General features: G+C 42.3%; 3 protein-coding genes and 2 pseudogenes. All 5 read left to right on the top strand.

The genetic code is table 11. The features are described from left to right. A pseudogene (locus tag ACFIJR_RS08580) lies at window positions 1-559 on the top strand (hypothetical protein); the annotation flags it as partial. 24 nt (window positions 560-583) lie between these two features. Continuing rightward, window positions 584-2014, top strand: coding sequence for a hypothetical protein (locus tag ACFIJR_RS08585; RefSeq protein ID WP_375654016.1), 1431 nt, complete (start codon window positions 584-586; stop codon window positions 2012-2014). Next, window positions 2015-4222, top strand: a complete 2208-nt coding sequence (locus tag ACFIJR_RS08590; RefSeq protein ID WP_375654017.1) for a hypothetical protein — start codon at window positions 2015-2017, stop codon at window positions 4220-4222. A gap of 14 nt (window positions 4223-4236) precedes the next feature. Beyond that, complete coding sequence (locus ACFIJR_RS08595) at window positions 4237-4884, top strand: transglycosylase SLT domain-containing protein (protein WP_375649223.1); 648 nt, start codon at window positions 4237-4239, stop codon at window positions 4882-4884. Between the two features lie 12 nt (window positions 4885-4896). Beyond that, window positions 4897-5426 (top strand): annotated as a pseudogene (locus ACFIJR_RS08600) (phage tail protein); the annotation flags it as partial.

Raw genomic sequence — 5426 nt, forward strand, 5'->3', positions numbered from 1 at the left:
AGGTGCGGGTCGTTATGGGTCCGGTGCACATGCAGGTGTATTGGCAAATGAACTTGGTGCTTTGTCCACAAGTGCTATGGCAGATCAATATAATCGTGATGCGGATCGCATGATGCAAGCGAATTCACTGATAGACCAAGCCAATCAAAATCAGTTGGGAGCCTCAAATAACTTCTTACAGGGTTATGGCAATGCCTATTCCAATGCCATACAGGGGGGAGGTGTGCTTGATGCCCACAATCAGAGAGTTGTTGATGCCAATCGTGAACGTTGGCTGGAACAAGACAATAGCGGCTGGAATAGGTTGAATATGCTTATGAACGCCGGTCATGGCTTTGCAAGGAATTACGGCACGACGACGAATAATAATACAGCCTCTATGGTGCAAGGCAATAACCCATGGAAAAATGTAGGGGCTATAGGTTCTCTGGCACTTCAAGCAGCACCGATGGCTTTTGGTTATATGGCAGGTGGTCCAATGGGAGCAGCGTTGGCAGGAGGAGCATCCAAGTTTTTTTTAGATTACATGAATCAAAAGAAAGCTCTGGAGAATAATTAAAGAATAGTTTTGTAGGAGAGTGTGATGGTTGCACCGATAATACCAATGGCTTTAGTAGCAGGAGCGAGATTTGCACCACATATTATGAGATATCTTTATCCCAGAGTGGCTCCAAAAGCGATTACAGGGGCGCAAAGATTTGGACAATTCATGAAAGCAAATCCAAAGAGTGCCATAGCTACTGGAGGGGCAATGACTCTTGCCCCTTTGATGGCACCAGAGGAAGTACATGCTCCAAACAACCCCTATTTACAGAATATGCAGCAGCCATATGGACCATTTATGCCCTATACGGCTCCTAAAACGGAAATGCCTTTAGGAGTTGATCAACAGCCATCTATGCCAAATGCACTAGAGAGTACTCCACAAGAACTTAAACTTCATGTTAATGAACAAACGCAACCATTAGCACCCGCATCTCCAACACCGACTCCTGAACTGACAGATGCAGAGAAATTTTTACAGTCCAATACTTATAAGTTTTTTCAATCAGATGCGTATCAGAAGCTCAAAGATCTTTTTGCAGGTATGGCGGCAGCACCCACAGATGGTTCTGGATGGGATGCGCTTGCAAGTGGTGTGAAGCATCTTAATGAAGGAGATAAACAAAGAGGGCAGGTTAACCAGACTGTCGATTATTTAAAGTCCAAAGGCTACAGTGATGAAGAAGCTGCTGTCATGGCACGGAATCCTCAAATGCTTAGTGCATTGCTAACAGGTGATACTTCTAAGTTACCTCTGGGGCATCAATGGTATACCAATCCACAGACAGGTGAACGTGAAGCGAGACCGATTAAAGGGTCTCTACAGGAACTTGAGTATAATCAGAAAAAACGAGACATAGAAGAGTGGGAAATAAATAAGAGAGAGGCTGCTGATAGAGCAGCATATGAAATTAATAATACTGTGGGTGCAATTGATAAGGCTCTTGATATTATAGAGAAGAATCCCAAACGGGCTACAGGTACGATTGGTTCTGTAGCTCAAATTTTACCAACGACTGATGCAAGAACTTTAAAAAATCAATTAAAACAACTTGAAGGTGGTATCTTTAATCAAGTGATTGCAGGGATTAAAGCGCAAAGTAAGAATGGAACCGTAGGTGTTGGACCGTTATCTAATGAAGAAAGCAGGCGAATAGTAGAATCTTATGGTTCTTTAGATATTAGCGATAACCCAGAAGAATTATATCAAAGGCTTTTAAATATTAAATATATGTTTGATCGTTTTAAAGAACTGAATGATGAGGAAATTTATAGGTTATCGAGAGGAATGGAAGTAAGACGGCGTAAAAAAGACGCTTCTCAATCTTTTACTAATCAGTCGATGTCGCAAAGAGGTGTTGAAAACTTGCCAACTATAAGTAGCAGAGAAGACATTAAAAAACTTGCTATTGGAGATAGAGCATCCATTCGGCACGGTAACGATATGTATGAAATTATTAGGGATAGATAAATGGTCCATCATAATAATACTCATCAAGATTTTCCAGATTTTGGTCCTAGAATAAGAGTTATACGCCGTATTCCTAAACATGAATACGAAAAATCGGTAGAGGAACCATTTCCGGATTTTGGTTCTGGAATAAGAGTTATACGCCGTATCCCTAAAGATGAATACGAAACATCACCCCAACATCCCGAAATAAGTGGGAGTGAAGCTTTTTGGAATTCTTTAAAGCATGGTCTCAGTTTTAATTTAGATGATGAAATTGCAGGGATCACAGCGGCAGGACGTGATGATGAGAATGAGAATGCACTAAATGCTTTTCGCAAGGGGCTGTACAGATATTGGTTATCTGGTGATAAGAAATACGAAGATAAGTATGAGAAAGAAGCCAATAGAATACGTGATTATCAACGTAGGATGAGTGATACGCATTATTGGACGTCTTTGTTAGGAAATGTTGTAGGGGCTGCTTTACCTTCACTTGCGACGTTAGGAACAGGAGCGGTTGCAGGACTAGCGGGGCGGATAGCGCCTCCTGCTACTTCAAAATTAGGTCAAGCATTTTTGAAAGCCGTTCCAACACCGGTAGGCACGGTAGGGAAACGGGTAGGCGCAGGAGTGAAATATGTAGGTGGGAAAGCCAGTCCGTTTTTAGGCATCACAAAAAACACAACACTTCCTCATTTGCTTAAAGTAGGGGCGGCATCTGGTGCATTACATGGAGCAGGTGAAGGGGTAGGGTTAGGTCATACACTTCAAAGTGCAGCAGTTGGTGGTGGTTTAGGAGCAGCAGGGACAGTGGTTGGCAGTGCTTTAGGTCATTTGGCTGGTTCTACTGTCGGTGGAATACGAAGACTTCTTTCTCCTTCTCATAAGCAAGGTGTTGCAACAGACACATTAAGAGAAATCAGTAAACATTTAGGTAAGGAGGCTTCTGAAGAGCTAGGAAACTCTTTTAAGAATGCAGTTCCTACCGATTACGTAGCTGATCATAGTCCTTTTTTACAGGATCTTGTTTTTGATATCGCGAAAAGAAACCAAGGAGCTTATCTTGATTTGACCAAAAGAGCTGGGCAGAGAGCGCTGGGAGGAGGGGAGCGTATTCATCAGGCAGCAGATGAACACTTTATTCCTCGTCAAAATGTTACAGGTTTAAAAGATGATCTTATCGCGAGTAGAGAAGCAGAATCACATACTCTTTATGAAATAGCCAAGAAAACGCCGATAGAAGAAAAATATTATGGTGCTCTTAATGAATTAATGAAGCGTCCATACTTCAAACAAGCTTATGATGAAGGACTAAAGCGGTTTATTACGGATGGCAACAACGTTAGTCCGTTTTCTTCTCAAAAATTTAGTCTCCTTAAGGAGAAACCAAACATGGGGGCTCTTCATAAGACTAAAGAGGTCGTCGATTTAATGATAAGGACCGAAAAGAGACAAGGAGATAATAGCCAAGTTCGCAGTTTAGTAGGTATCAAGAAAAAATTATTAGAGCTTATGGATGATATATCGTCTGAATATAAGAAGGGACGGGCATTATATCATCAATATAGTTCAGATGTAGATGCTATGGGCGAAGGAGAAAAAGTCCTTAGAAAGTCGGTTAATAAGGATAGATTCAGTAAAATTTTTGATGAATTACCAGAGGGACAACAAGAATACTTTAAAAAGGGATCAAGAGCAAAACTTTTACAAGGCATGGGTCAAACAAAAGATGAAGTGTCCAAGGCAAAGGAGATTTTTGGTACGAATGATCTATATGAACGATTTGCAAAGATTTATGGAGCAGATAAAGCTTCTGCTGTTAAGAAGGTTGTCGATAGAGAAGCTAATTATGCAGATTTTTATAACAGAATACCCAATCGTGTAGCGAATGAAAAGATCTCTTTTACGCATAATGTCAGTATGCCAACGGGTAAATTTGATGCAGCTATGCAAGCAGGAAAAGCAGCGGTGAAGGCTTCTTGGATTCCTTTCAAAGAGGCAGCGTTTAGAGAGCGTCAACGGATTGAAAAGGATGTTGTCAAATTGTTAACAGGGGGGACACAGATTCCGAATGATAAAATTGCAAAGCTCATTCAAGATATGATTAAAGCGCAAGAAAAGGGATACGCTACAAAAGAATGGGTGAAAAAGCTTTCTGCTGCTTTGCTTGGAGGAGGAGGAAAAGCATTGGCTGGTCAATTTAATATGCTGAGTACACCAAGGTAGAAGAGGATTAGGCTATGACCCGTTATAGTCCTTCTGTTAATCAAGCGATACGGCAAACGGCAGCACGTTACGGCTTGCCAGAGAGCTATTTGTACCGTGTTGCGCAAGTTGAAAGTGGAGGCAATCCGAATGCAAGGAATCCACGCTCTTCTGCTGGTGGGTTGTATCAATTTATAGACAGCACCGCCAAACAATATGGTTTGCAGGATAGGTTTGACCCCATGCAAGCGGCAGATGCCATGGGGCGGTTGACACTTGATAATCGCAATCATTTAAGCCGTCTGTTGGGAAGAGCGCCTAGTGAAGCGGAATTGTATTTAGCACATCAACAAGGGGCAGGAGGAGCCGCGCGTCTTTTGCAAAATCCCCATGCCAATGCGGCGCAAATTGTTGGCAGCAATGCGGTTGGCTTGAATGGTGGAAACAACGCTATGCGTGCAAGTGATTTTGTCAACCGTGTGTTACAGATGTATGGTGGGCAGCCTCATAGAGCAAGTCCTACAGCGCATGGTGGCATTAGAAATAGAGACAACTTGTTAGAGGTTTTAAGGGCATTATTAGCATCACAAGAAGAGGCTTCGGAAGAAGAAGAGAGTGATGATGATAATCCTTTGATGACGCAATTCATGCGGGCGTTTTACGGACCATTTTACCGGAATTAGGATTCACGAGAGATGTCAACGATTTATGATTGGTCGCTTAGAGCGGCGGATAATACGCGCGTAGATGATTTGATTGATTGGTCCGAAGGACAGTATCCTAGCAGTGTGAATACGAGCGCCCGTGTGATGATGCAACGCGTAAAGGAATACTTGTCAGACACGGGTGGAGAGCTTGAAGGCATTGTTACAAATGATCATGTCCAACAAACGAGTGTGATAAGGCTTGCAAGCACTTCACAGTTTTTAGAGTATAAGAATGGTATCGTTTTGCGCTTTATGGCGACGGGCAGGAATGTTGGAGCGACCACGATTGTCTTAAACACTTTAGATGGCAAGCCGGTTTATAAGGCGACAGAATTAGGCATCAGTGCCTTATCAGGAGGGGAAATCCAACAAGGGTGCATTTATACATTGTTTTATAATGAAGATCATTGGCATCTTGTTAATCCTACCTCTATTCCTTTGGAAGAAGAAAGCAGTCTTTATCCCACGGGTTTTATAGGAACGTTTGGAATGCGTGGGATTCCAAAGGATTGGTTAAT

It is taken from the genome of Bartonella sp. OD88NMGDW (assembly GCF_042193775.1).
GTDB classification, from domain to species: domain Bacteria; phylum Pseudomonadota; class Alphaproteobacteria; order Rhizobiales; family Rhizobiaceae; genus Bartonella; species Bartonella grahamii.

What these genes read in the sequence shown, in the direction of transcription:
- ACFIJR_RS08585 (WP_375654016.1), top strand. Translation starts at nt 584, where the DNA reads ATGGTTGCACCGATAATACCAATGGCTTTAGTAGCAGGAGCGAGATTT.
- ACFIJR_RS08590 (WP_375654017.1), top strand. Translation starts at nt 2,015, where the DNA reads ATGGTCCATCATAATAATACTCATCAAGATTTTCCAGATTTTGGTCCT.
- ACFIJR_RS08595 (WP_375649223.1), top strand. Translation starts at nt 4,237, where the DNA reads ATGACCCGTTATAGTCCTTCTGTTAATCAAGCGATACGGCAAACGGCA.